The organism is Streptomyces sp. NPDC090499, assembly GCF_044769305.1.
In the GTDB taxonomy this organism is placed as follows: domain Bacteria; phylum Actinomycetota; class Actinomycetes; order Streptomycetales; family Streptomycetaceae; genus Streptomyces.
Window position 1 is genome coordinate 99,521 of the sequence record NZ_JBIVXP010000018.1, and the last position, 25,651, is coordinate 125,171.

21 protein-coding genes and 1 pseudogene are annotated in these 25,651 nt (G+C 72.8%); 16 read left to right on the forward strand and 6 right to left on the reverse strand.

The features are described from left to right. Nucleotides 1-3: 3 nt before the first annotated feature. From ACIQVL_RS41120 to ACIQVL_RS41130, 3 genes are all read left to right on the forward strand, one after another. Nucleotides 4-915: an ATP-binding cassette domain-containing protein gene (locus ACIQVL_RS41120; RefSeq protein ID WP_403478001.1), complete on the forward strand. Its 912-nt coding sequence runs from the start codon at nucleotides 4-6 to the stop codon at nucleotides 913-915. Between the two features lie 4 nt (nucleotides 916-919). Beyond that, complete coding sequence (locus ACIQVL_RS41125) at nucleotides 920-1,822, forward strand: sugar phosphate isomerase/epimerase family protein (RefSeq protein ID WP_403435833.1); 903 nt, start codon at nucleotides 920-922, stop codon at nucleotides 1,820-1,822. Nucleotides 1,823-1,950: 128 nt separating this feature from the next. Then, nucleotides 1,951-2,121 (forward strand): hypothetical protein, encoded by a 171-nt coding sequence (locus ACIQVL_RS41130; protein WP_403478002.1) that lies wholly within the window; start codon nucleotides 1,951-1,953, stop codon nucleotides 2,119-2,121. Here the strand turns inward: ACIQVL_RS41130 and ACIQVL_RS41135 are convergent. Next, nucleotides 2,109-3,152, reverse strand: a complete 1,044-nt coding sequence (locus ACIQVL_RS41135; RefSeq protein WP_403478003.1) for an NAD-dependent epimerase/dehydratase family protein — start codon at nucleotides 3,150-3,152, stop codon at nucleotides 2,109-2,111. The genes ACIQVL_RS41130 and ACIQVL_RS41135 overlap by 13 nt on opposite strands. 130 nt (nucleotides 3,153-3,282) lie before the next feature. Here ACIQVL_RS41135 and ACIQVL_RS41140 point away from each other — a divergent pair, with 130 nt between their 5' ends. Then, nucleotides 3,283-3,843 (forward strand): TetR/AcrR family transcriptional regulator, encoded by a 561-nt coding sequence (locus ACIQVL_RS41140; RefSeq protein ID WP_403436036.1) that lies wholly within the window; start codon nucleotides 3,283-3,285, stop codon nucleotides 3,841-3,843. A 73-nt stretch (nucleotides 3,844-3,916) separates the two neighbouring features. Here the strand turns inward: ACIQVL_RS41140 and ACIQVL_RS41145 are convergent, their stop codons facing one another. Next, nucleotides 3,917-4,921 carry a Gfo/Idh/MocA family oxidoreductase gene (locus tag ACIQVL_RS41145; RefSeq protein WP_403478004.1) on the reverse strand — a complete coding sequence of 335 codons (1,005 nt, stop codon included), beginning with the start codon at nucleotides 4,919-4,921 and terminating at the stop codon, nucleotides 3,917-3,919. Nucleotides 4,922-5,063: 142 nt separating this feature from the next. After that, nucleotides 5,064-6,230: a phytanoyl-CoA dioxygenase family protein gene (locus tag ACIQVL_RS41150; protein ID WP_403478065.1), complete on the reverse strand. Its 1,167-nt coding sequence runs from the start codon at nucleotides 6,228-6,230 to the stop codon at nucleotides 5,064-5,066. A gap of 122 nt (nucleotides 6,231-6,352) precedes the next feature. On the opposite strand from ACIQVL_RS41150, the gene ACIQVL_RS41155 reads away from it, so the two are divergent. Continuing rightward, on the forward strand, nucleotides 6,353-7,384 hold the full coding sequence (locus ACIQVL_RS41155; RefSeq protein ID WP_403478005.1) for a LacI family DNA-binding transcriptional regulator: 1,032 nt from the start codon (nucleotides 6,353-6,355) through the stop codon (nucleotides 7,382-7,384). 26 nt (nucleotides 7,385-7,410) lie between these two features. On the opposite strand, the gene ACIQVL_RS41160 is transcribed toward ACIQVL_RS41155, so the two are convergent. Continuing rightward, complete coding sequence (locus ACIQVL_RS41160) at nucleotides 7,411-7,758, reverse strand: cupin domain-containing protein (protein ID WP_403435840.1); 348 nt, start codon at nucleotides 7,756-7,758, stop codon at nucleotides 7,411-7,413. Nucleotides 7,759-7,889: 131 nt separating this feature from the next. Between ACIQVL_RS41160 and ACIQVL_RS41165 the strand changes: the two genes are divergently transcribed. The 3 genes and pseudogenes from ACIQVL_RS41165 (at nucleotide 7,890) to ACIQVL_RS41175 (ending at nucleotide 10,414) form a co-directional block, all read left to right on the forward strand. Further along, nucleotides 7,890-8,402, forward strand: a complete 513-nt coding sequence (locus tag ACIQVL_RS41165) for a hypothetical protein (protein ID WP_403435841.1) — start codon at nucleotides 7,890-7,892, stop codon at nucleotides 8,400-8,402. 83 nt (nucleotides 8,403-8,485) lie between these two features. Beyond that, nucleotides 8,486-9,343, forward strand: coding sequence for a dioxygenase (locus ACIQVL_RS41170; RefSeq protein WP_403478006.1), 858 nt, complete (start codon nucleotides 8,486-8,488; stop codon nucleotides 9,341-9,343). Between the two features lie 5 nt (nucleotides 9,344-9,348). Then, nucleotides 9,349-10,414 (forward strand): annotated as a pseudogene (locus ACIQVL_RS41175) (maleylacetate reductase). A 58-nt stretch (nucleotides 10,415-10,472) separates the two neighbouring features. Here ACIQVL_RS41175 and ACIQVL_RS41180 read toward each other — a convergent pair. Continuing rightward, nucleotides 10,473-10,838, reverse strand: a complete 366-nt coding sequence (locus tag ACIQVL_RS41180) for an ArsR/SmtB family transcription factor (protein WP_403435845.1) — start codon at nucleotides 10,836-10,838, stop codon at nucleotides 10,473-10,475. Between the two features lie 196 nt (nucleotides 10,839-11,034). Then, complete coding sequence (locus ACIQVL_RS41185) at nucleotides 11,035-11,409, reverse strand: hypothetical protein (RefSeq protein WP_351485866.1); 375 nt, start codon at nucleotides 11,407-11,409, stop codon at nucleotides 11,035-11,037. A gap of 1,077 nt (nucleotides 11,410-12,486) precedes the next feature. Here ACIQVL_RS41185 and ACIQVL_RS41190 point away from each other — a divergent pair. The 8 genes from ACIQVL_RS41190 to ACIQVL_RS41225 all read left to right on the forward strand — a co-directional run bounded on the left by ACIQVL_RS41190 (nucleotide 12,487) and on the right by ACIQVL_RS41225 (nucleotide 25,647). Next, the gene (locus ACIQVL_RS41190) at nucleotides 12,487-13,965 is read left to right on the forward strand and encodes a sugar transferase (RefSeq protein ID WP_403435847.1); all 1,479 of its coding nucleotides are present in this window, start codon (nucleotides 12,487-12,489) and stop codon (nucleotides 13,963-13,965) included. Nucleotides 13,966-14,038: 73 nt separating this feature from the next. Further along, entirely contained in the window at nucleotides 14,039-15,355 is a 1,317-nt protein-coding gene (locus ACIQVL_RS41195) for a nucleotide sugar dehydrogenase (RefSeq protein WP_403478007.1), read from the forward strand. After that, nucleotides 15,345-16,613: a glycosyltransferase family 4 protein gene (locus tag ACIQVL_RS41200; RefSeq protein WP_403435850.1), complete on the forward strand. Its 1,269-nt coding sequence runs from the start codon at nucleotides 15,345-15,347 to the stop codon at nucleotides 16,611-16,613. The genes ACIQVL_RS41195 and ACIQVL_RS41200 overlap by 11 nt, the downstream gene beginning before the upstream one ends. Next, nucleotides 16,610-17,980 carry a Wzz/FepE/Etk N-terminal domain-containing protein gene (locus tag ACIQVL_RS41205; RefSeq protein WP_403478008.1) on the forward strand — a complete coding sequence of 457 codons (1,371 nt, stop codon included), beginning with the start codon at nucleotides 16,610-16,612 and terminating at the stop codon, nucleotides 17,978-17,980. The genes ACIQVL_RS41200 and ACIQVL_RS41205 overlap by 4 nt, the downstream gene beginning before the upstream one ends. After that, nucleotides 17,977-19,530: a Wzz/FepE/Etk N-terminal domain-containing protein gene (locus ACIQVL_RS41210; protein WP_403435854.1), complete on the forward strand. Its 1,554-nt coding sequence runs from the start codon at nucleotides 17,977-17,979 to the stop codon at nucleotides 19,528-19,530. Before ACIQVL_RS41205 ends, ACIQVL_RS41210 begins: the two co-directional genes overlap by 4 nt. Before the next feature lie 3 nt (nucleotides 19,531-19,533). After that, on the forward strand, nucleotides 19,534-21,468 hold the full coding sequence (gene asnB, locus ACIQVL_RS41215; protein WP_403478009.1) for an asparagine synthase (glutamine-hydrolyzing): 1,935 nt from the start codon (nucleotides 19,534-19,536) through the stop codon (nucleotides 21,466-21,468). A 16-nt stretch (nucleotides 21,469-21,484) separates the two neighbouring features. Beyond that, entirely contained in the window at nucleotides 21,485-23,701 is a 2,217-nt protein-coding gene (locus tag ACIQVL_RS41220; RefSeq protein ID WP_403435857.1) for a bi-domain-containing oxidoreductase, read from the forward strand. Continuing rightward, a complete protein-coding gene (locus tag ACIQVL_RS41225; RefSeq protein ID WP_403478010.1) occupies nucleotides 23,698-25,647 on the forward strand; it encodes an alginate lyase family protein in 1,950 nt (649 codons plus the stop codon). The genes ACIQVL_RS41220 and ACIQVL_RS41225 overlap by 4 nt, the downstream gene beginning before the upstream one ends. Nucleotides 25,648-25,651: the final 4 nt, after the last annotated feature.

The following is a 25,651-nucleotide window of genomic DNA, read 5'->3' on the forward strand; positions in this document are numbered from 1 at the left end:
CCGATGACAGACAACACCACCGGAACCCACGGGGCCGTCCTCCAGGACGACGCGCCGACCGACGGCGGCCCGATCGTCGAACTGCGCGGCGCGGGCAAGTCCTACGGCAACATCCGCGCCCTGCACGGCGTCGACCTCAAGGTCTTCCCGAACCGGGTGACCTGCGTGCTCGGCGACAACGGCGCCGGCAAGTCCACCCTCATCAAGATCATCTCGGGGCTGCACCAGCACACCGAGGGCGACTTCCTCGTCGACGGCACCCCGGTCCGCTTCTCCACCCCGCGCGAAGCCCTCGACAGGGGCATCGCCACCGTCTACCAGGACCTCGCCACGGTTCCGCTGATGCCGGTGTGGCGGAACTTCTTCCTCGGCTCCGAGATGACCAAGGGCCCCTGGCCCGTGCGCCGTCTCGACATCGCCAGGATGAAGGAGACCGCCGACCGCGAACTGCGCAACATGGGCATCGTCCTGGACGACCTCGACCAGCCCATCGGCACCCTCTCCGGCGGCCAGCGCCAGTGCGTGGCCATCGCCCGCGCCGTCTACTTCGGCGCCCGCGTCCTCATCCTGGACGAGCCGACCGCCGCCCTCGGCGTCAAGCAGTCCGGCGTGGTCCTGAAGTACATCGCCGCCGCCCGCGAACGCGGCCTCGGCGTCATCTTCATCACCCACAACCCGCACCACGCCTACATGGTCGGCGACCACTTCAGCGTCCTGCGCCTCGGCACCCTCGAACTCTCCGCCGAGCGCAGCGACATCACCCTGGAGGAACTCACCAACCACATGGCCGGCGGCGCCGAGCTCGCGGCCCTCAAGCACGAGCTGTCCCAGGTCCGCGGGGTCGACACCGAGGAGCTTCCGGAGGCGGACGACCTCACCGCTCCCGCCGCGACCGGTCCGGAAGGGAAGTCGTGACCCCATGACCACCCCTCTCGACCGCATCCGGGTCGGCTCGGCCCCCGACTCCTGGGGCGTCTGGTTCCCCGACGACCCCCGGCAGGTCCCCTGGGAACGCTTCCTCGACGAGGTCGCCGAGGCCGGCTACTCCTGGATCGAACTCGGCCCCTACGGCTACCTCCCCACCGACCCGGCCCGCCTCACCGACGAGATCGCCAAGCGGGACCTGAAGGTCTCGGCGGGCACGGTCTTCACGGGCCTGCACCGCGGCCCGGCCGTCTGGGAGTCCACCTGGGAGCACGTCAGCCAGGTCGCCGCGCTCACCCAGGCGATGGGGGCGAAGCACCTGGTGGTCATCCCGTCCTTCTGGCGGGACGACAAGACCGCCGAGATCCTGGAGCCGCCGGAGCTGACCGGCGAGCAGTGGGCCCACCTGACCAAGGGCATGGAACGGCTCGGCCACGAGGTGAAGGAGACGTACGGCCTGGACCTCGTCGTCCACCCGCACGCCGACACCCACCTCGACACCGAGGACCACGTCGAGCACTTCCTCGACTCGACCGACACCGACCTGGTCAACCTCTGCCTGGACACCGGTCACTACGCCTACTGCGGCGGCGACAGCGTCAAGCTGATCGAGACCTACGGCGAGCGGATCGGCTACCTCCACCTCAAGCAGGTGGACCCGGCGGTCCTGGCCGACGTCCGGGCCAAGGGCACCCCGTTCGGGCCGGCCGTGGCGCAGGGCGTGATGTGCGAACCGCCCGCCGGCGTGCCGGAGCTGGGGCCGGTGCTGGCGGCGGCGCAGCGGCTGGGCGTCGACCTGTTCGCGATCGTCGAGCAGGACATGTACCCCTGCGAGCCGGACAGGCCGCTGCCCGTCGCGGTGCGCACCCGGAGGTTCCTGCGGTCCTGCGGCGCCTGACAGCCGCTTCCCCGGGCCCGTGGACCACTCCACGGGCCCCGCGCGCCCCGGCGGGTTCGGGAACACCCGCCGGGGCGCGCGCGTTCGCCTGATGAGGGGTGACACCCGCTACGACGGGGAGGACGAACATGAGCCACGAGGAGACCGCGGCCGAGGCCGTGACACGCAAGGAGCGGTTCGGCGCGCTGCCGGAGCGGATCCGCCCCGAGGACATGGTGGAGACCAGGCCGGCCGTCCGGCACGACCCCGACCGGGACGCCTACGACCCGGACGAGTTCGCGGTGCGCTACGGCCTCTGAGCCGCCACCGGGACGCGGACCGCGCCGTGGGCCAGCAGGCTCTCGGCGCAGTCCAGCACCGTCTGCCGGGCCGGGCGCGGCCGCCAGTCCAGCAGCCGCGCCGCCTTCTCGGTGCTGTGGCGGTTGCGCCGGCCCAGCGCCGGGGTGATCTCCCGCAGCCCGGGGTCCCGGAAGCGGGCCGCGAGGCGCACGGCGAAGTCGGGCAGCGGGCGGGTGGAGACCTGCCGTCCGCGCTCGCCGAGGCCGTCCCGCAGCACCCGCGCCAGGTCCGCCATCCACACGAACTCGCCGGTGCCGAGGAAGCGTTCGCCCGCCGCGGCCGGTGCGGTCATCGCTCTGAGGTGGAGGTCGACCAGGTCCCGGACGTCCACCACCTCGAGACCGATCCGCGGCACCCCGGGCATCGCCCCGGACAGCATCCGGGCGACGATCCCGACGGAACCGGCGGTGTCCGCCGTCAGCACCGGCCCGAACACCGCGCCGGGCAGCACGGTGGTCAGCTCGGTCGGACCGTCGTTCCCCCGCATGAACTCCCAGGCGGCCAGCTCGGCGAGGGTCTTCGACCGGCGGTAGGGGATCAGCGTCGGATCCTCCGGATCGGTCCACAGCGTCTCGTCGGTGACGCCCTCCGAGGCGTACGACGACGGGCTCGCGGCGTTCGCGGCCGAGGTCATCACCACCCGCCGTACCCCTGCCGCGGTGGCCGCCCGCAGCACGCGCAGCGTGCCGTCCCGTGCCGGGGTGACCAGGTCGGGGGTGCCCGCGGTCACGCCCAGCGGCGAGGCCACGTGCAGCACCCGGTCGACGCCCTTCATCGCGGCGTCCCAGCCGGCGTCGGCGGTGAGGTCGGCCACGGCGAAGCCCAGCCGCCCGCCGGGGTCGGCGACGGCCGAGACCGCGTCGGCGACCGCCTGCTCCCGGCCCGGCGCGCGCACCGTGGTCCGGACGTCGTGGCCGCGCCGCAGCAGCTCGGCGACGCACCAGCCGGCGATGTACCCGGTGCCCCCGGTGACCAGGACGAGTTCGGGCATGACTGACCTCCACGCATGCGACGGGATGTGTGCCAGAATCGGCAATGAAACGGAGGCCCCTCCGCTACGTCTCCCAACGTACCGGAGGGGTCTCCGGATGGCAATCCACACCGGACGGACCACAGACACCGTGAACCCGCAGCCCTCGAAACCGACCCGGAGGGACGCCCGCGACAACCGGGACCGGATCCTCTCCGTGGCCCGCGCGGAGCTCGCCGCCTCCACCACGGCCTCGCTCTCCGCGATCGCCCGCAAGGCCGGCGTCGGCATCGGCACGCTCTACCGGCACTTCCCGACCCGGGAGGCGCTGATCATGGAGCTGTACCGGCACGACCTCCAGCACCTGATCGACCTCGCACCGGAACTGCTCGGCACGCATCCGCCGCTGGCGGCGCTGCGCCGCTGGTTCGACGAGGTCGCCCGCTACGGCCGGCTCAAGTTCGGCGTCTCCGAGGTCGTGCACGCGGCGACCGGGGGCGCGGCCGAGGACCCGATGTACGACCCGTTCGTGGACGCCATCGGCGTCCTGCTGGCCGCCGGTGCGGCGGACGGCAGCCTCAAGGCCGGCATCGACCCGGAGGACGTGCTCCTCCAGCTCAGCGTCCTGTGGCGGATCGACCCGGCACGCGGCGACGCCGAGGCGCGGGCGGCGCGGATCCTGACGCTGGTCGTGGACGGGCTGCGGGCCTGACGGGAAGGACGGACGGCGGGGCGGGGACCGTCCTCCGGTCCCCGCCCCGCCGTCGTGCGAGTGTCCGAGGGTGTCAGGCCCCGCGGACCTCCGCGATCGTCACCGGCCGGTGCTCGTGCAGGGACAGCGTGCAGGCGTCGGCGATCCAGCCGGCCTCCAGCGCGTCCTCGACCGTGCACGGGGAGGGCCGGGTACCGGCCACGACCTCGGTGAACGCGGTGAGCTCGGCGCGGTAGGCCGCCGTGAACCGGTCCATGAAGAAGTCGTGCGGGGTGCCCGCCGGGAAGGTCACGCCGGGCTCCACCGAGCGCAGCGGGAGCTTGTCCTCCAGGCCGACCGCGATCGAGTCCGCGAAGCCGTGCAGCTCCATGCGGACGTCGTAACCCCGGGCGTTGTGACGGGAGTTGGAGACCACCGCGATGGTGCCGTCGTCCAGGGTGAGGATCGCGCCGGTGGTGTCGGCGTCCCCGGCCTCCTTGATGTAGTCGGCGCCCCGGTTGCCGCCGACCGCGTACACCTCGGTGACCTCGCGGCCGGTCACCCAGCGGATGATGTCGAAGTCGTGCACGGAGCAGTCCCGGAAGATCCCGCCGGACGCGGCGATGTACGCGGCCGGCGGCGGGGCCGGGTCCAGGGTGGTGGAGCGCACGGTGTGCAGCTTGCCGAGCTCGCCCGCCCGGACGGCGGCACGGGCGGCGACGAAGCCCGCGTCGAAGCGCCGGTTGTAGCCGATCTGGATCGGCACCCCCCTGCCCTGAACGGCCTTGAGGACCTCGACGCCCTCGGCCATCGTCTTCGCGACCGGCTTCTCGCAGAAGACCGGCACACCGGCCTCCACGCCGGCCAGGATCAGGGCCGGGTGGGCGTCGGTGGCGGCGGCCACGACGATGCCGTCCACACCGGCGGCCAGCAGCGCCTCGGGCGAGTCCACGACCTCGGCCCCGAACTTCTCCGCGGCGGCCTTGGCCGCGTCCGCGAACGGATCGGTGAGGACGAGCGACTCGACGACGTCGAGCCCGGAGAGGGTCTCGGTATGAAAAGCACCGATACGGCCGAGACCGAGGATTCCGATACGCATTGAGTGTTGCTCCTTGATGTTGAAATGTTCGGTGCTGTCGGGCGCCCCGCAAGGGGCGCGGGGCGGTATCGACATGCGGCTGCCGCCGCGCGGGCGCGACCAGCCACCACGAACCCGCGGACGACCTCCGGCCTGTCGGCCCCTAGCTCTCCCGGCGAGCCGCTGCGGCCCGCAACCCGTCCCGCAGCACCCGCGGCGCCCACCCCTCCCGCAGTGCCCGCCGCACGAGGTCCGCCTGCGAGGGCGGGGCCATGCCGTCGACCGGCGGGTCGCTGTCGAGGTTGGTAGGGAACGGGTAGCCCTCGGCGCTCGCGGCGATGACGTGCTCCAGCCACGCCTCGCCCGCCCCCTCCGCCAGGCGCCGGCGCAGCACCGGGTAGACCGCGTTGGCCACCGCCTCCCGGTCCACGCTCTCCATGGCCCGCCCGAACGCCGAGGACACCTGCAGCAGGTTGGCCGTCCGGCGCACGTCGAGGGTCCGGTTGGTGCCGGCCGCGTGGAACACCGCCGGGTTGAAGAACACCGCGTCGCCCTTCGCGAGCGGCAGCTGCACGTGGCGGGCCCTGAAGTACTCCTGGAACTCCGGCCGCCGCCAGGCCAGGTAGCCGGGCTCGTAGGTCTGCGAGTACGGCAGGTACATCGTCGGCCCCGACTCCACCGGCATGTCGCAGTGCGCGACCGCGCCCTGGAGGGTGAGCACGGGGGAGAGGCGGTGCACATGGGCCGGGTAGGCCCCGGCCTGCTCGTCGGAGAGGAAGCCGAGGTGGTAGTCGCGGTGCGCGGTCTGCGCCGCGCCGCCCGGGTTGACCACGTTGACCTGCGAGGTGATCTGGTAGCCGGGGCCCAGCCAGGCCCGGGAGACCAGGGCCACGACGTCGTTGGCGTAGTAGTCGGCGAACGCCTCCGGGTCGTAGAGCGCCGCTTTCTCCAGGGCGTTCCACACCCGTTCGTTGGCGCCGGGCGTCGCGAAGTGGTCGCCGGCCCCCGCACCGGACTCGTGCTGCTCCGAGATGAGCGCCTCGAAGACCGCGGTGGCCCGGTCGACCACCGCCGGGTCCGGGAACGCGCCCCTGAAGACGGCGACGCCGGGACCGTCGGCCAGGGCGCGGACGAGCTCGGTCCGTACCTCGCGGCCCGCGCCCGTGGCGCGCAGCCGTTCGCTGTCGTAGACGAGGACGTTGTCCTCGACGGCCGAGGCGTGCGGATAGGAGGCCGGGTCCGTGGTCCGCTCGACCAGGGCACGGAAGGCGTCGAGGTCGCAGTCCTGCGGCGAGAGCCAGGCACGGCCCTGTTCGGCGGCGAGGGACATCGATGTCCTGCTTTCGGTCACGGCCATGGTCTCGGCCACGGCGGGGCTCTGCCATTCTTGTCAGCACAAACCCGTCGAACAACCAGCAGCGACCCGTCAAAAACCCCTCATGGAGGCAGCCCGTGGGCCACCCCTTCCCCATCCGTGAGATCGCCCGGCAGGCCGGGCTCAGCGAGGCCACCGTGGACCGGGTGCTGAACGACAGGGGCGGGGTCCGGGAGAGCACCGCCCGCGAGGTGGAGCGGGCCATCGCCGATCTGGACCGGCAGCGCACCCAGGTCCGGCTGGTCGGCCGCACCTTCATGGTCGACATCGTGATGCAGGCGCCGGAGCGGTTCACCACGGCCGTGCGGGGCGCGCTGGAGGCCGAGCTGCCGGCCCTGCACCCGGCGGTGGTGCGCTCCCGGTTCCACTTCCGGGAGACCGGGCCGGTGAAGGAGCTGGTGCGGACCCTGGACCGGATAGCCCGCCGCGGCTCGCAGGGCGTGATCCTCAAGGCGCCCGACGTCCCCGAGATCACCGCCGCCGTCGGGCGGCTCAGGTCGGCCGGCATCCCGGTCGTCACCCTCGTCACCGACCTGCCCGCCAGCGGCCGGCTGGCCTACGTCGGCAGTGACAACCGGGCCGCCGGCGCCACCGCCGCCTACCTGACGGGCCAGTGGCTCGGCGACCGGCCCGGCAACGTCCTCACCAGCCTGAGCAGCGGCTTCTTCCGCAACGAGGAGGAGCGCGAGATGGGCTTCCGCAGCGCCATGCGGGCCCGGCACCCCGAGCGCACCCTGGTGGAGATCGCCGAGGGGCAGGGGCTCGACGCCACCCAGTACGACCTGGTCCGCGCCGCCCTGGAGCGCGACCCGGAGATCCGCGCCGTCTACTCGATCGGCGGCGGCAACATCGCCACCCTGCGCGCCTTCGCCGATCTGGACCGCGAGTGCGCCGTGTTCATCGCCCACGACCTCGACCACGACAACACCCGGCTGCTGCGCGAACACCGGCTGTCCGCCGTCCTCCACCACGACCTGCGCCAGGACATGCGCGAGGCCTGCCACCTGGTGATGCGCGCCCAGGGCGCACTGCCCCCGGCCGGCCCGACCCTGCCGTCGGCGATCCAGGTGGTCACGCCCTACAACATGCCGGCCGCCACGAGTCGCTGAGCGCGCTCACGACGCGCCGACGGCGCTCACAGGCTGATCGCGTACGCCTTGCGCAGCGTCTGGTGCACCGTCCAGGTGGTGCGGTCGCCCGCGCGCAGTACGGCCATGTCGCCGGGGCCCACGGTGAACGTCGCCCCGCCCTCGACCTCGATGGTCGCCGAGCCGCTGACCACCACGAACAGCTCGTCCGCCTCGGTGTCGGTGACCACCCCCGGGGTGATCTGCCAGATCCCGCGGACCTGCTTCCCGTCGGCCGACTCCCAGACCACCCTGCCGGTGACCTCGGGGGTGCCGGAGACGATCTGCGCCGGGTCGAGCGGGTCGGGTTCGAGTACGGCGTCGGGGATGTGCAGGGCGAAACTGTGCGTCGTCATACGGCGACCCTAGCGAGCCCACCGGTGTCCCGGGCGTGGACAGGATGTGCGGCATCCGGCCTGGTGGGAGGACACTTCGTCGGGCCGGTGCCCGGTGGCGGCCGGGTCCGGCCCGGGTGATCGTGGAGGACATGGCTGACTCCACGGCGGCCGCGCCGGAGCCGCGCGCGCACGACACCCGCGAGGCGGTCCTGTTCGGCGGGGTCTACGGCGCCGTGCTGGCCTGCTCGATGGTGGCCGCGCTCACCCAGTACGGGCACACCTCCGCGGCCAGCCGCCGCTACGACGCCCTGTGGCTCCTGGTCACCGCCTGCGCCTCCGCCCTGGCGCACGGCTACGCCCACTACATCGCCGAGCGGGCCCCGCACCGGCGCTGGGACGCGCTGCACACCCTCGCCGACGAGTGGCCGCTGGTCACGGCCGTGCTGCCCACGGTCTTCCTGCTCGCGGGCGCCGGCTGGGGCTGGTGGCCGCCGAAGGGCGTCGAGTACCCGGCGTTCGTCCTGAACATCGTCATCCTGTTCGGCCTCGGCCTCGTCACCGCCCGCTCGTCGCACCGGAGCTGGCCGGCGGCCGTGCTGATCGGCACGCTGGACGCGCTGCTCGGAGTGATCGTGGTGGTGGCCAACGCGCTCATCAAGTAGACGCGCGCGTGGATACGGTTCCTTGAACGGTGAACGGGTTTACGATCACTCAAAGTCACTGTTCCTCCGGGCAAGGAGCCGGCATGACCACCGAAGACGCGGTCACCGCGGAGGCCGTGGACAGCCTGCGGGGCACCGACGACCCCCGGCTGCGCGAGCTGCTCGTCGCGCTGATCCGCCAGCTGCACGCCTTCACGCGCGAGACCCGGCTGACCCGGCGCGAGTGGGAGGCGGCGATCGCGTTCCTCACCGAGGCCGGGCGGACCTGCACGGACACCCGGCAGGAGTTCATCCTGCTCTCCGACGTCCTGGGCCTGTCGATGCTGGTCGAGACGGTCAACGGACACAGCGACCCCGGTAGCACCGAGTCGACCGTCCTCGGCCCCTTCCACATGACGGAGTCCCCGGTCCGCGAACTCGGCGCCGGCATCGACCTGGTGGGGGTTGGTGAACCCTGCGTGATCAGCGGCGTCGTCCGCTCCGCCGACGGCACCCCGCTGCCGGGCGCGGTCCTGGACGTGTGGCAGGCCGACCCGCACGGCTTCTACGACGTGCAGCAGCCCGACGTCCAGCCGGCGGGCAACGGCCGCGGCCTGTTCACCGCCGACGGCGAGGGCCGCTTCCGGTTCCGCACCTGTGTGCCGAGCGCCTACCCGATCCCGACGGACGGCCCGGTCGGCGCTCTCCTCAAGGCCTCCGGACGGCACCCCTACCGCCCCGCCCACATCCACTTCATCGTCTCGGCCGCGGGGCACGCGCCGGTCACCACGCATGTCTTCGTCGCGGGCGGGGAGTACCTGGACTCCGACGCGGTGTTCGCCGTCAAGGAGAGCCTCGTCAAGGACTTCACCCCGGCCGACGACCCCGCCCTGGCCGCGGAGTACGGCGTGCCGAACCCGTTCCGGCACGCCCGCTTCGACCTCGTCCTGGAGCGCTCGTGAACCTCTTGGACTTCGCGTACGAGACCCGTCCCTCCCGCGTGGTGTTCCGGCCCGGGGCCGCGTTCACCGCACCGGCAGAGGAGGCCCGGCACCTCGGTCTGCGGCGGCTCCTCGTGCTCAGCGGCGAGCGGGGCGCGGCGGCGGCGCGGGCGGTCGCCGACTCGCTGGGGGACGCCTGCGCGGGCCTCCGCACGGGTGCCCGGATGCACGTCCCCGTGGAGGTCGCCGACCCGGGGGGTCGAGGCGGCCCGGGCCGCGGGCGCCGACGGTTGCGTGGCCGTCGGCGGCGGCTCGGCCATCGGCCTCGGCAAGGCCGTCGCGCTGCGCACCGGACTCCCGCTGATCGCCGTGCCCTCCACCTACGCGGGCTCCGAGATGACCCCGGCCTGGGGCCTGACCGAGCACGGCGTCAAACGCACCGGCCGCGACCCCGTCGTGCTGCCGCGCAGCGTCGTCCACGACCCCGAACTCACCCACTCCCTGCCCGTCCGGCTCTCGGTGGTGAGCGGGATCAACGCCGTCGCCCACGCCGTCGAGGCGCTGTACGCTCCCGACGGCTCGCCGCTCGTCGCGCTCATGGCAGAGGAGGGCGTGCGGGCGCTGGCCGGCGCGCTGCCGGAGATCGCCGCGGCCCCGGACGCCGTACCGGCCCGCTCCCGTGCCCTGTACGGCGCCTGGCTGTGCGGGGCCTGCCTCGGCGCCACCACCAGGGGCCTGCACCACAAGCTGTGCCATGTCCTCGGCGGCACCTTCGGCCTGCCGCACGCCGAGACCCACACCGTCGTCCTGCCGTACGCCCTCGCCTTCAACGCGCCCGCCGCCCCGGACGCGGTCGCCGCCGTCGCCCGGGCCCTCGGCGCGGACGGCGCCCCGGCGGCCCTCAGGGAACTCGCGGCCCGGCTGGGCGCACCCGGCTCCCTCGCCGAACTTGGCCTGAAGGAAGCGGACTTGGCGGTCGTCGCCGCCCAGGTCGCCGGGCAGCCGTACGCCAACCCGAGGCCGGTCACGACCGACGACGCGCGCACCGTGCTGCGGGCGGCGTACGAGGGCGGCGCGCCGGCCCGGGCGTGACGGCGCTCCTCGGAGCCGGAGCCGGAGCCGGAGCCGGAGCCGGAGCTGGAGGCGGCGGTCAGCCGCGGCCGCTCGTGGACATCGGCGCAGCGGACGCGTCGGCCTGGCGCAGTTCGGCGAGGAGGACGTTCTGCCCGTCGAGGAGTTCGGTGAGGATACGACGGGCCGCGCGCAGGAGTTCGGCGACGTCCCCGCCGGCCAGTGCGTAGCGGACGGTGGAGCCCTCCCGGGTGGAGACCACGATGCCGGAGCGGCGCAGCACGGCCAGTTGCTGGGAGAGGCTGGACGGCTCGATCTCGATGTCGGCGAGCAGGTCCCGTACCGGAACGGGCCCGTGCTGGAGCAGTTCCAGGACCCTGATCCGTACGGGGTGCCCGAGCATGCGGAAGAAGTCCGCCTTGGCCTGGTAGAGGGGGACTTGCATGACCGCTCGCTCTCTGCCGGGACGGGTGGGGGCGCCGAGGTGCGGCGGCGCCTTGCGACACCGCCGCACTGGCCCTGTGCGGCCGATCCTTGCCGTCCGGGGCCGTGCGCAGACATGAGTTGGGATCATGCTGATGTGGTCACTTGAAGAAGTTTTCACATCATGGGCGCACGAAGTCCCGGAACCCGGGGAATCGCTAGACCTCGAGTTCTTCCTCGACCCGCTTCAGCTGGTGACGGGCCATGGCGAGGTTCGAGCGCCCCTTGTCGAGCACCAGGTAGAGGAACAGGCCGTTCCCGCTGCGGCCGGTGATCAGACGGATGAGGTGATACTGCTTCTCCAGTGTGATCAGGATGTCCTCGATCCGGCTCTTGAGGCCCAGCTCGCCCATCGTGCGCACCTTGGCCCGGATGACGTCCGTGTTCCCGGCCGCCGCGACGGTCAGATCGAGGTCCTTGCCCCCGCCCAGTGTCCCCAGGGCCATGCCGCTGGTGTAGTCGACGACCGCGGCTCCCAGCGCCCCCTCCACCCCGGCCATCATCTCCTTCAGCGACACTTCCACGCTCGCCATACTGGCGCCTCCCCTTCGCATGCGGATGGCGACGGACCAGCGGTCGCCGGCCCGCCCGATGCAGGGACCGTAGGTGGGCGGAAGCGGCGCCGGGACGGCGTTCTCCGGGTCTGACGCATGCTGGCCGATCAGCTGCGCCGTCAGATCGTTTGAGCGACGGAAACTGGTTCGATCAGGAGCGAAGTTGACTCTGCGCCCCGTGCGGCTGTTGCCGCAACGGCGCATACGGGACTCGCGAGTTGGGCAGAGGTGCCACGGTGAGAGCCGAGACGATCCGCGTTCGGTCCGGGTCCCGGATTCGGGGAGGCTGGGCGCGATGTCCGGTGCGGACCCGATCGGGGCCGTCCTCGGCGTGCGCTCGTGCCGGGAGAGGTGTGAAGATCCCTTCCCGGGTGCCGTCGTCCGCCTGCCGCACCGCCGCCGACCGGTGCTCAACCGACAGGAATCCGCCGAAGAGGCCGCGAAAGCAGGCCAGTTGGCCGGGCCGGGGCGCTTCGGGTTTTCCGCCGGTACCGGTGGCCGGAGAACTCCCGTCTTCGCAGGTCACGCGGAACGTCGCCGGTCGCCGAGGTGCCCGTGGTCAGTCGCATGTCCGTTGACCCGTCTTCAAATAGCGAGCACAAATTCCACACAGCCCTCTCTTCAGACGGGCCCGGATGGTCTAGATTGACCGTGCTTCGCATGCTGGGACACGGGGCGACAAATGATGATCTATGGGTCAGGCGATACGTGCGGCCGGTGGCCGCGTGCGTGCCGCCGGACGCGGCGGTGATCAACTCCTGGGGCCCGGGAGGGACTTCGAGTGCGGGGAGCACTCGCGGTTCCGACGGCTTCCCATGCGCCTCGCAAGCCCGGCAGGGCAGGCAGGTCCGCCGCGGCACGGGCGGGTCGTACAAGCAGCGCTGAAGTAGCCGGGATGTCATACGCGGAGGGCGGGGGCCGTCCGTCGGAGGAACAGCGCGGCGCGGGGAGCCGGGGGGCCTCCCGGGGGCGGAAGCGTACGGGAGGCGGGGGCCTCCCGGGGGGAGGAACGGTGTCAGGGCACCATGTCGAACCACTGGGGACCGGGGGGTTTCTGTGCGGCAGGGGGGACTAGTCGGCCCGTTCCCGCCGGCGCGCAGGCGTCCGGCGGACGGGCCGGTCAACAGACCGGCGATCGAATGGGAACAGCGGTACCGACGTACCGTGATCATCAGCGATACCGTCGCCACGGCCATCGTGGTGGCGGGCATCGGAGAGTTCTTCGGGGGCCGGGACGCGGCCAACTGGCATGAGAAATGGGGGATTCTCGCCTTCGGCACCGAACTGCTGGTGCTGTCGGCTCTCGTGGTCGGCCGCTCGTGGGCACCGGCCGTGCTCGGCCAGGGCGCCGAGGAATTCCGCCGGCTCGGACGCTCGCTGTTCGCGGCGACCGTCGTCCTGGCGCTCGGCGGGATCGCCCTCACCTCACGCAACATCAAACTCTGGATCTTCGTCGCGATTCCCGCGATCGGGCTCGTCACGATGACCGCCCGGTACCTGCTCCGTCTCGATCTGCACAGACGGCGCAAGGACGGGCGGTGCCTGAGACCGGTGCTCGCCGCCGGCAGCCCGGCCACCGTGGGCGACCTGATCACCCGGACCCGCAAGTTCCCGCACATCGGCTGGCGGGTGCAGGCGGTGTGCACCACGGACGGCCGCGGACTCGACGGTGACGAACTGGACGGCGTGCCGGTGGTCGGCGGACTGGCGGACGTCGCCAAGCACGTCCGCCACGACGGCTACCGGGTCGTCGCGGTCACCCCGGACCCGTACTGGACTCCGGACCGGCTGCAGCGGCTGGCCTGGAACCTCGAAGGCAGCGACGCCGAAATGGTCGTGGCCCCGGTGCTGATGGAGGTGGCCGGCCCACGGCTGCACGTCGACGCGGTGCTCGGGATACCGCTGCTGCGGGTCAGCCTGCCGACCTTCACCGGAGGCCGCCGGGCCATCAAGGAAGTCGTCGACCGGGTGGGCGCGGCGGTCCTGCTGATGCTGTTCGCGCCGCTGATGGCGTCCGTCGCACTGCTCGTGCTGGCCGACAGCCGGGGCGGGGCCTTCTACCGCCAGCGCCGGGTCGGCAAGGACGGCCGCGAGTTCACGATTCTCAAGTTCCGCACCATGGTCGTCGGGGCGCACCGGGCCCGCGCCGAGTTGGCCGACCGCGACGAGGGCGCGGGGCTGCTGTTCAAGGTCCGCCGGGACCCGCGGGTGACCCGGGTCGGAGCCGTACTGCGCCGGTACTCGATCGACGAACTCCCGCAGCTCTTCAACGTGCTCACCGGAGCGATGTCGCTCGTCGGCCCGCGGCCCCCGCTGCCGGAGGAGTGTGCCGCGTACGACCCGGACATCCGGCGGCGGTTGCTGGTGAAGCCCGGACTCACCGGCCTGTGGCAGATCAGCGGACGCAGCGACCTGCCGTGGGAGGAGGCGGTCCGCCTCGACCTGCGCTACGTGGAGGACTGGTCGCTCGCCCTCGACACGGTGATCTTGTGGAAGACGATGCGGGCGGTGCTCCACGGGCAGGGGGCCTACTGATGCGCGGGGGGCGTCGGCAGGCCGACGCGCGGACCGCAGGCCACAAGGGCCTGCCTGGGGGGAGGGACCAGACATGAGAGTCAGCGTCTTCGGGCTCGGCTACGTGGGCTGCGTATCAGCCGCGTGCCTGGCCGGCATGGGCCACGAGGTCATCGGGGTGGACGTCAACCAGGTGAAGGTCGACCTGGTCAACGACGGCAAGGCTCCGGTGGTGGAGGAACGTATCGGCGAACTCCTCGCCGAGGCCGTGCGGACCGGGGCCCTGCGCGCCACCGGCGACGTCCGCGAGGCGATCATGAACAGCGATGTCTCGCTGGTGTGCGTGGGCACGCCGTCGGAGCCCAACGGCAGCCTGTGCACCACGTACCTGGAACGGGTCACCGAGCAGATCGGCGCCGCGCTGGCCGAGCGGGGCGGGTGGCAGACCGTCGTCTTCCGCAGCACCATGCTCCCGGGCACCTGCCTGAACCTGCTGGTGCCGATCCTGGAGAAGCACACCGGCGGCACGGCCGGGGTCGACTTCGGGGTCGCCGTCAACCCGGAGTTCCTGCGCGAGGGCACGAGCGTGCGGGACTTCTTCGACCCGCCCAAGACCGTCGTCGGCGAACTGGATCCGGCCAGCGGCGACGCGGTCCTTGAGCTGTACCAGGGCCTGCCCGGCGAGGTGTTCCGGGTGCCGGTGCCGACGGCCGAGGCGATCAAGTACGCGGACAACGCGTTCCACGGCCTCAAGATCGGCTTCGCCAACGAGCTGGGCGCGGTCTGCCAGGCGCTCGGGGTGGACTCGCACCAGGTGATGGACGTGTTCCTGGCCGACCGCAAGCTGAACATCAGCCCCGCCTACCTGCGCCCCGGCTTCGCCTTCGGTGGCTCCTGCCTGCCCAAGGACCTGCGCAGCCTGGTCCACGCGGCCCAGCGGGCCGACGTCTCGGTCCCCATCCTCGCCCACGTGCTGACCTCCAACTCCGACCACCTGCAGCGCGCGGTGGACCTGGTCGAACGCACCGGGAAACGCCGGGTGGGGATGTTCGGGCTGTCCTTCAAACCCGGCACCGACGACCTCCGTGAAAGCCCGCTCGTCGAGCTGGCGGAGCGGCTCTTCGGCAAGGGCTACGACATCAGGATCTACGACGCCAACGTGAGCCTGTCCCGGCTGATCGGCGCGAACCGCGAGTACATCGAGACCCGGCTGCCGCACCTCGCGCAGCTGCTCGCGGACTCCGTCGAGGAGGTGCTCGACCACGCCGAGGTCTGCCTGGTCGGGACCAGGGAGCCCGCCGTGACGGCGGCGCTGCCGCACGGCGAAGGACCCGTGATCGTCGACCTCGTCCGCCTTCCCGACGCCGAGACGCGCCGGACCGAACCGGGGTACGTGGGCCTTGCCTGGTAACGCAACCGGCGCCGCCGGCTCCGGCCGGCGCGCGCTGATCCTCGTGGAGAACCTGTCGGTGCCGTTCGACCGGCGGGTGTGGCAGGAGTGCACGACGCTGCGCGACGCGGGCTGGACGGTGCACGTCATCTGTCCGCAGGGCAGCAAGCGCGACACCGAACCGGAGGCGGTGATCGACGGGGTGCGGATCCACCGCTACCCGCTGCGCGCCGCCACCGGAGGCCCGGCCGGCTACCTGAAGGAGTACGGGTCGGCGCTCTGGCACACGGCCCGGCTGGCCCGCAGGGTCGGCCCGGTCGACGTGGTCCACGCCTGCAACCCGCCCGACCTGCTGTTCCTGCCGGCGCTGTGGCTGAAGCGGCGCGGCGCACGGTTCGTCTTCGACCAGCACGACCTGGTACCCGAGCTTTACCTGTCCCGGTTCGACCGCGGCAAGGACCTGCTCTACCGCGCCGTCTGCGCTCTGGAACGGCGGACCTACCAGGCCGCGGACATCGTCCTCGCCACCAACGAGAGCTACCGCGACGTCGCGGTACGCCGCGGTGGCCGGCGCCCCGAGGACGTCTTCGTGGTGCGCAGCGCACCCGCCGTCGAACGGTTCCGACCGGTGCCGCCCGAGCCGGAGTTGAAGCGAGGCAAGCCTCATCTGCTGTGCTACCTGGGCGTGATGGGACCCCAGGACGGCGTCGACTACGCCCTGCGGGCCCTCGCCAAGCTCCGCGACGACCTCGGCCGGACCGACTGGCACGCGGTGTTCGTCGGCTCCGGCGACGCCTTCGACGCGATGGTGGAGCTGTCCCGGCGGCTCGGGCTCGACGACCAGGTGCAGTTCACCGGCCGCATCCCGGACGCCGACCTGGTGCGCTACCTCTCCACCGCGGACGTCTGCCTCTCTCCCGACCCGTGCAACCCGCTCAACGACGTGTCGACCATGAACAAGGTCCTGGAGTACATGGCGATGGGCCGGCCGATCGTCTCGTTCGACCTGAAGGAGGCCCGCGTCTCCGCCGGGGAGGCCGCCGTCTACGCGGCCGCCGACGACGAGAGCGAGTTCGCCGTGCTCGTCGCGAAGCTCCTCGACGACCCGGACCAGCGGGCCCGGATGGGCAGGATCGGCCAGGAGCGGGTCAGCGGGCCGCTCTCCTGGCGCAACTCGCAGGCGTCGCTGCTTGCTGCCTACACCGCCGCCTGCCGTGACCACACCCCGGTGCCGGCGGCCGATCAGGTTCGAACAAGAAAGAAGAGGCAGCGCAGTTGAGCGAGGAATCGATACGTCTGGTCACCATCGGGCGGATATTCCGCCGGCGCTGGCGGTTTCTCGCCGTCCTCGCCGTCGTGGGCGCGCTCGTCGGCTACGGCGCCTCGGTGGTGTTCCCACCGCGGTACACGACGTCGGCATCGGTGCTGCTGCCGGGACAGTGGGAAGAGCGCGAGCTGCTGACCCAGGTGGACATCGCGACCAGTTCGACGGTGGTCGACCGCGCGGCCGCCGCACTGAACTGGCGGGACGTCAGCGCCGCCGAACTGCGGAACCGGGTGACCGCCTCGGCCGCCGACGGGAACATCATCAAGATCTCGGGCACGGCCGACACCCCGCAGCGCGCGCAGCAGCTCTCCGACCAGGTGGCCGCGCAGTTCGTCAAGTTCGCCGCACGGGTCGCGGGCGGCGGCACCGACTCCGCGGCGGCCACCGAGGCCGAGGCGCTGCGCAAGCAGGTCGAGGAGACCAACCGCCGTATCACCGAGCTGGCCGACGCGTCCGATCCGGGGCAGACCGTCGAGGGTGTGCAGGCCCGGACCGAGCTGGAGAAGCTGAGCACCTCGCTGGAGGAGGCCATGACCAAGCTCGACGAGGCCGACCCGGCGACCAACAAGGCCGGCATGGTCGTCATGGGCCCGGCGGCCCGGCCGACCGGCCAGGCGCCTCCGACGCGCGTGCAGTTCATCGGTGCGGGAGCGCTGCTGTTCTTCCTGTTCGCGGTCGTCGGCCACCTCGCCGCCGCCCGGACGAACCGCCGGCTGCGCACCGAACCGGAGCTCACCGCGGCGCTGGGCGCGGCACTCCTCGGCACCGTGGAGGTGCCCGACCCGGGGCGCGGCGCGCACCGCCCCGAAGACGGCGCCCGGCGCGGCTGGATCCGCCGCCTCCTCGGGACCGACACCCGGTGGGACCTGCCGACCCCGCCGAGGTCCGACGACGAGGCCGCCCGGCGGATCCGCTACCGCCGGGTCTGCGCCCGCCTCCGGGACCAACTGCCCTCCCCCCGGCGGCTGCTGGTGGTCGTACCGGACGGCGACGCGATCGCCCGCCGGGCCGCCGGACAGCTCGTCGCCGAGGCCAAGGCCGATCCGCAGCTGCGGATCGTGGAGGTCTCCGTGGACCGGCCGATCGTGCCGGACCGCGACACCGAGTCCGGCGCGCTCGTCGTCCTCAGCGCCGGCAGCTGGACCGCGGAGGAACTCGCCGGTGTCGCCGAGGCGTGCGCGGACGGCCGGCACGAGGTCCTCGGCATCGTCGTCGCCGACCCCGTCCGCGCCCGTGAGACGCGGCCCGCCGGCCTGCCTCCGGACGACGCCACTCTCGCCCTCGCGGTTCGCGGCCAGGCCACAGGAGGTTCAGCGTGACCACCAGCACGACCGCGGAGTCGTCGGCCGCCACTCCGCTTGTCGACCTGCAGGCCCTGGTGGTGGCGGTGCGCAGGCGCCGCCGCCTCTGGTACGCGACGGCGTTCCTCGGCCTGGTGGCGGGCTCCGGGCTGGCGGTCGCCATGCCCCCGGCGCCGACCGCCGTGACCGAAGTGCTGGTCGCGCACGAAGCGGACCAGCCGAACGACACCGGAACCCTGATCCGTACCGACGTCCAGCTGCTGCAGACCACGCAGATCGCCGACAAGGCCCTGCGATCCCTCAAGTCCACGGCGAAACCGGAGGACTTCCTGAAGGACTACCGGGGCACCGGCCTGACCAACAACCTGCTGCAGATCACCGTGACCGGCGACACCGACGCCCAGGCGGTGGCCCGCGCCAGGGCGCTGGCCGACGCGTTCGTCACGGACCACGTGCAGCGCATGCAGCGGACCGCGCAGGCCGAGGCCCAGGCCCTGCTCGACCAGCGGGACCGCATGCGGGACGAACTCGCCCAGGTCAACAAGGAGATCGGGGGCCAGTCGGCGGACAGCGACCCGAAGGCCTCGGCGACCCTCGAGTCGCTCTTCGCCCGCCGCGCCGAACTCAACTCGCGCATCTCCGACTTCGACGAGCGTGCGGCGGACGCGCGGACCGGCGCACCCCAGGTCGTCGCCGGCACGCAGATCGTGGACACCCCGCGCGCGCTGCGCCACTCGGTGCCCAAGGCCGTCGCCACCGACGGCGCGATCGGCCTCGTCCTCGGGCTCTTCCTCGGGCTCGCGGGGGCCGCGGTCGGCACGGTGGTGGCGGACCGCCCCGTGCTGCGCCGCGACATCGCGGCGAACCTGGGTGCTTCCGTCATCGCGGAGCTGCCGCGCCGGCCGGGCCGGCCCTGGCAGCGCCGCCGGACCCGGCTGGCCCGCGAACGGCTCGCCGCGTCCCTGGCCCGCACCCTGCGCGGCTCCACGGAACCGGTGTCGCTGCTGGAACTGGGCTGCGCGCGCGCCACGGGCGTGATCGCCCTGGACCTCGCCAGGAACCTGGCGGCGGAGGGGCCGGTGACCGTCGTCGACGCACTGCCCCGCCCGCAGCTGGCCGGCCGCCGCCAGAAGCCGGGCGACCCCACCGTGGTCGGCGCCGAGCACGCCGCGTCCGTGTCTCCCCAGGAGCGCGCTGTCGGCGTCGGCTCGGTGGCGCCGGGCACGGCGTGGACCGACCTCCAGTACCTCGGCACCCAGACCGTGCTCGTGGTCCGGGCCGGACACGGCAGCGCCGCCTGGCTGCACACCGTGGCCCGGCAGCTCGCGGACCAGCGCATCCCGGTGATCGGTGTGGTGCTGATCGACCCCGATCCGCGGGACCGGACCGACGGCACCCTGTGGGACGGACTGCAGACCGCACTGCGCGGCCGGAGCGAGCGCCCGGCTCCGCAGTCGGGTGCGGGTACCTCCCACGCCGTTCAGGCCGTGGGGGAGGGCCGGCGGCGGGCGGAGCGGCAGCCGGTGTGGGCCGTCCGGGGCCCGGACAACGACCAGGAGGCGCGGTAGCACATGTGCGGCATCGCAGGTACCTACCGCTGGCCGGACGGAAAGATCGTGACCGACCGGCTCACCGACACCCTCGCCCACCGCGGTCCGGACGGGTCGGGCCGCTACAGCCACCCCGTGGGCGACGGCGAGGTCCACCTCGGGCACCGCAGGCTGGCCATCATCGACCTGTCCGACACCGGCGCCCAGCCGATGGCCTCGGACGGCCTCGTCCTGACGTACAACGGCGAGCTGTACAACGCGCCCGAACTCCGGGCCGAGCTGGAAGCCGGCGGAGTGCGCTTCCGCGGCACCTCCGACACCGAGGTGCTCCTGGAGGCATGGCGGCGCTGGGGCACGGACTGCCTGCCCCGGCTGCGCGGCATGTTCGCCTTCGGGATCTTCGACGAACGCACCGGCGACCTGGTGCTCGCCCGCGACCAGCTCGGCATCAAGCCGCTGTTCCTGCTCCGGCGCGGCGGCGGCCTGGTGTTCGCCTCCGAGCTCAAGGCGCTCTCCGTCGCCACCGGCCGGTCGCTGCAGGTGGACGACGCGGCGCTGGTGGCCTCGCTGCTGTACTACTGGGTGCCGGACTCGCGGTGCGCGTTCCGCGAGGCCGAGAAGCTGCCGCCCGGGAGCTGGCTGCGCTGCCGGCCCGACGGGCGGGTGGAGCGCGGCCGGTTCTGGAACCTGAAGGACGTCGCCGCGGAGGGCCGGGAGCGGGCCCTGGCCGGTGAGCGGCCGGACCTGGCCGCGATCGTCGAGGAGTCGACGCGGCGCCACCTGCTCTCCGACGTACCCGTGGCGACCTTCCTCTCCGGCGGCCTCGACTCCAGCTACCTGACCGCGCTGGCGGCCCGTCACCAGCCGGGGATCTCCGCCTACACGATCGGGTTCCGCGCCGAGGACGCGAAGTTCGAGGCGATGCCGGACGACCTTCGCTACGCCCGGCAGGTGGCCGAGCGGTTCGGCGTCGACCTGCACGAGATCGAGATCGCGCCGAACGTCCTCGACCTGCTGCCGCAGATGACGTACCACCTGGACGAGCCGATCGGCGACCCCGCCGCGATCAACACCTACCTGATCTGCACGGCCGCACGCGAGGCCGGGGTGAAGGTGATGCTCTCCGGGATGGGCGCGGACGAACTGTTCGCCGGGTACCGCAAGCACCTGGCCAACCTGATCGCGCTGCGCTACCAGCGCGTCCCGCGGCCCCTGCGGCGCGGGGTGTCCGCGGCCGTGGACCGGCTGCCGGTCGCGACCAGCCGCCGCGGCTACCGGTCGGTGCGCTTCGCGAAGCGGTTCCTCTCCTTCGCCGACCTGCCGGAGGAGACCGCCTTCCGGCGCAGCTACACCATGTACGACCGGGACGAGCTGCTCGCGCTGCTCGATCCCGGCCTGGCCGGGACGGTCGAGGACGTGCTGACGGAGCACGCGGACGTCTACGCGGACAACGGCCTCGACGACTTCGTCAACCGCATGTGCCTCACCGACGCCCGGATGTTCCTGCCGGGCCTGAACCTCACGTACACCGACCGCTCCAGCATGGCCGCCTCCACCGAGGTGCGCGTGCCGTACGTGGACGTCGAGGTGGTCAAGGCGGCGTTCGCGGTGCCCGGCGACCGCAAGATCGTCGGGCGGCAGGGCAAGGCCGTCCTCAAGGAGGCGGCCACCTCGGTCCTGCCCCGGGAGATCGTGTACCGGCCCAAGGGCCTGTTCAGCGCCCCGCTGCGGGCCTGGATGAGCCGGGACCTGGCACCGCTGGTGCGCGAGGTGGTCGACGACGGCGAACTCGTCCGCTCCGGGTTCCTGCGCCGTGAGGCACTGCAGCGGCTCGTCGCCGAGGACGCCGCCGGGCAGCGGGACAACTCGAAACATCTGTGGCACGTACTGACCCTCGAGTACTGGTATCGCGACGCGACCTCCGGGTCCGGCCAGCGCACTCGGCTGACGGCTTAGGAATCAGGGGACTTCGGTGAAACAGGTCGTACAGAACTACAAGAGCGGCGAGCTGGCGGTGCTCGACGTTCCGGTGCCGGGGTGCAAGCCGGGCGGGGTGCTGGTCCGCAGCGCCTACTCGCTGATCTCCACCGGCACCGAGCTGATGAAGGTCTCCGAGGCCGGCATGTCGATGCTGGGCAAGGCCCGCTCCCGCCCCGACCAGGTGGCCAAGGTCATGCAGAGCGTGGCCACCAACGGGCTGCCCGCCACGTACCGCAAGGTGATGGGCAAACTGGACTCCTACACGCCGCTGGGCTACTCGCTGTGCGGGGTGGTCGAGCAGGTCGGCGCCGGCATCGACGACGTGAAGGCCGGGGACCTCGTGGCCTGCGCCGGCAACGAGCACGCGCTGCACGCCGAGTTGAACTGGGTGCCGAAGAACCTCTACACCCCGGTGCCGGACGGCCTCGCACCGGCCCACGCCGCCTTCGGGACCGTCGGGTCGATCGCGATGCAGGGCGTCCGCCAGGGCGAGCCGCAGCTCGGCGAGGTGGCCCTGGTCATCGGCCTCGGCCTGATCGGGCAGCTGGTGGCCCAGCTCCTCACGGCCTCCGGGGTCCGCGTCGTCGGCGCCGACCCCGACCCGGCGCGCTGCGAACTCGCCGAAAGCCTGGGCGCGGTGGCCTGCGGCGACCCCGCGTCGGCGGCCGTGGAGGCCGCCGTCGCCGAACTCACCGACGGGCACGGCGTGGACCAGGTGTACCTGGCCGCCGGCGGCGGCAGCAACCAGCCCGTCGAGCTGGCCGCCCGGCTCTGCCGGGACCGCGGCCGGGTCGTCGACATCGGCAAGTGCCGCCTGGACCTGCCGTGGAACGCGTACTACGAGAAGGAGCTCGACGTCCGGTTCTCGCGGTCCTACGGCCCCGGTCGCTACGACCCGGAGTACGAACTGGAGGGACGCGACTACCCGATCGGCTACGTGCGCTGGACCGAGCGCCGCAACCTCGCGTGCTTCCTCGACCTGGTCGCCCGCGGCCGGGTCGACGTGGAGCCCCTGGTCTCCCACGTCGCCGACTTCGCGGACGCGGTCGAGACGTACCGGCGCCTCAAGGACGGCGAGCTGAAGGCCGTGGCCGTGCTGTTCCGCTACCCCGACCAGCCGGACGAAGCCGAGGCGGGGGAGACGGGGGAGGCAGGAGAGGCGGTCCGGACGCTGTCGGTGGCCGTGCCCGCGGTGCGCCGCAGCGGGGACGCGTCCGCCCCGGCCCGGTCCGCCGCCGCACCGGTGCGCGTCGCGTTCGTCGGCGCGGGGAACTACGCGACGTCGATGCTGCTGCCGCACCTGGCCCGGCGCGACGGCGTCGAGCTGTCGACCGTCGTCACCACGACGGCGCTCTCCGCGGCCAACGCACAGCGCAAGTTCGGCTTCGCCGAGGCGACCACCGACCTGGACGCCGTGCTCGGCGACAAGTCGGTCGACGCGGTGTTCGTGGTCACCCGGCACAGCTCGCACGCCGAGCTGACCCGCAAGGCGCTGCTGGCCGGCAAGACGGTGTTCGTGGAGAAGCCCCTGGCCCTCACCGAGGACGAACTGGCAGGCGTCCTCGCGGCGGTGGAGGAGTCCGGCAACGACCGCCTCCAGGTGGGCTTCAACCGTCGGTTCGCACCGCTGCTGACCGAGGCCAAGCAGCGCTTCGGCGCCCGGACCGGACCGGCCAACCTGCGCTACCTGGTCAACGCGGGCCGGCTGCAGCACGGCAGCTGGTACCTCCGCCAGGGCACCGAGGGCTCGCGGTTCGAGGGCGAGGGCGGCCACTTCGTCGACACCGCGAGCTGGCTGCTCGACGCCGACCCGGTCTCGGTGTACGCGGTCGCCCCGTCCGGCAACGAGGACCTCCAGGTCGTACTCCGCTACCCGGACGGGTCCACGGCCACCATCAGCTACGTCACCACCGGCGCGCCGGGCTTCCCCAAGGAGACGCTGGACCTCCTCGCCGACGGCAAGGTGCTCAAGCTCGACGACTTCGTGCGCGCCTCGGTGTACGGCCGCAGCCGCTGGCTCAGTTCGCGGCTGCCGAAGGCCCGCGACAAGGGCCAGAACGCCGAACTGGCCGCGTTCGTCAAGGCCGTGCGGACCGGCGGGCCGATGCCGGTGCCGCTGGAGTCGCTGGTCGCGACGACGGCGGCCACCCTCGCGGTGCGCAGTGCCCTGGCCGCCGGTGCGCCCGTGACGCTGGAGCGGGCCCGATGACCATGAGCGCGGGCTGGTACCTGCGGCGCCTGTCCCGGATGGGGCCGCGGGAGATCGCGGGCCGGGCGGGCGACACGGTGCGCAGACGCCGGTGGCGGTCCGCCCGGCCGGACTGCCCGGAGGTCACCGGCGCCCGGTTCACCGCCGTCCTGCCCGCCGGGACGCTCGCCGCAGTGCCGCCGGACGCCGCGAAGCGTCTCGTCGCCGAGGCCGACCGGCTGATGTTCGGGCACGTCGAGTTCTTCGGGGTGGTCCGCGACGACCTCACCGACCCCGACTGGTGGTACGACCCGAAGACCGGGCGCCGGGCACCCTGGGGCTACGCCTTCGACGTGCCGTACCGCGACGAGGACGCGGCCGGGGACATCAAGCAGATCTGGGAGCTGTCCCGGCACCAGTACCTCACCGTGCTCGCCGCGGCCTACGCGGTCACCGGGAACGAGCGGTACGCCGAGCGCGTGGCCGAGCACCTGCGGTCCTGGTGGACGGCCAACCCGCCGCTGCGGGGCGTGCACTGGATCAGCGGCATCGAACTGGGCATCCGGCTGCTGTCCTGGGTGTGGATCCGCCGGCTGCTCGACGACTGGCCGGGCGCGGCCGGGCTGTTCGAGGAGAACCCGGTGGCGCTGAACCAGGTCTGGCACCACCAGCGCTGGCTGGCCGCCTTCCCCAGCCGGGGGTCGTCCGCGAACAACCACGTGATCGCCGAGGCCGCCGGGCAGTTCGCCGCGGCCTGCGCGTTCGGCTGGTTCCCCGCCTCGGCGCGCTGGCGGGCCGACGCGCTGCGGTCGCTGGAGCGGCACCTGCGGAGCAACACCTTCGCCTCCGGTGTCAACCGCGAGCTGGCCAGCGAGTACCACGGACTCGTGCTGGAGCTCGGCCTGGCCGCGCTCGCCGAAGCGGATGCCGCGGGCGTGCGGGTCCCCCCGTCCGTCCGGCTGGTGCTGCTGCGGATGACGGACGCGCTTGCGGCCGTCGTGGACAACCGGCTGCGGCCGCCGCGCCAGGGAGACGCGGACGACGGACACGGCCTGGTCGTGGACGGCGCGGGCACCGACCGCTGGGCCTCGCTCCTCGCCACCGGCGCCGCCGTGTTCGGCCGGCTCGACTGGTGGCCGGAGGTGACCGGCACCGACGTCCGCACCCCGCTGCTGGCCGCGCTCGTCAAGCCCACCGAACCGTCCGTGACCCGCCCGGCGGACCGGCCCGCGCACTTCGCCGACGCGGGCATGACGATCCTGCGCGGTCCGGGAGAGATCTGGTGCCGCTGCGACGGCGGTCCGCACGGCTTCCTGTCCATCGCCGCGCACGCCCACGCGGACGCGCTGTCCGTGGAGGTCCGGCACGACGGGGTCGACGTGCTCGCCGACCCGGGGACGTACTGCTACCACGGGCAGCCCGCGTGGCGGCAGTACTTCCGGTCGACCCTGGGTCACAACACGCTGCAGCTGGACGGCACCGACCAGTCCGTCTCCGGCGGCCCGTTCCTGTGGACCCGGCAGGCCCGCACCCGCGTCCTGGCCGTGGACACCTCCGACTCGGGGACGGCCGGCTGGAGTGCCGAGCACGACGGGTACCAGGGCTCCGTGCACCGCCGCCGGGTGGAGCTGACGGCCGCGAGCCAGGAGCTGAAGCTGGTCGACGAGGTGCGCGGCCCGCGCCGGACCGTACGGCTGGCGTTCCACCTCGGTCCGGAGATCGCCGCGGACCTGGTCGGGAACCGGGCGGTGCTCACCTGGATCCGGGACGGCGAGGGACGTTCCGCCGTACTGGACCTGCCCGAACAGCTCTCCTGGCGGGCGCATCGCGGCGCGACCGACCCGCCGCTGGGCTGGTACTCCGCGGGCTTCGGGCGCAAGGAACCCACGACGACGCTGATCGGCACCGGCACCAGCCCCGCCGACGGCGCGGGCGGGTTCACCACCGTGCTCAGGTTCGGCGGCTAGGGGG